This is a genomic window from Mesorhizobium sp. M8A.F.Ca.ET.208.01.1.1 (assembly GCF_004791315.1).
Taxonomy (GTDB): Bacteria; Pseudomonadota; Alphaproteobacteria; order Rhizobiales; family Rhizobiaceae; genus Mesorhizobium.
This window is the reverse complement of the sequence record NZ_SRUT01000272.1, coordinates 1-310: the sequence shown is the minus strand read 5'-3', so window position 1 is coordinate 310 and position 310 is coordinate 1. Positions and strand designations below refer to the sequence as shown.

The following is a 310-nucleotide window of genomic DNA, read 5'->3' as shown; positions in this document are numbered from 1 at the left end:
AAGATGCATTCGACTTACCGCTATCTTTCCGACGGCAGGACCTTGCTCGTCGTGCGCCAGCCGATGGGCGGCGGCTGGGTGGTGACCTTCGACGATGTCACCGAGCGTCGCCGCGCCGAGGAGCGCATGACGCATCTTGCGCATCACGACACGCTGACCAACCTGCCCAACCGCTCGATGTTCCGCGAAAGCCTGGACCAGGCACTTGGCGACGCCAAGGCCGGGCCGCTGGCGATCTTCTCGCTCGATCTCGACCGCTTCAAGGCCGTCAATGACACGTTCGGGCACCCGGCAGGCGACTGGCTGCTGA

The 310-nt window shown here is 64.8% G+C and carries 1 protein-coding gene; it reads left to right on the top strand.

The features are described 5' to 3' along the window. Nucleotides 1-310: diguanylate cyclase (locus EN851_RS35260; protein WP_135931111.1), on the top strand; the 310-nt coding region annotated here is incomplete at both ends.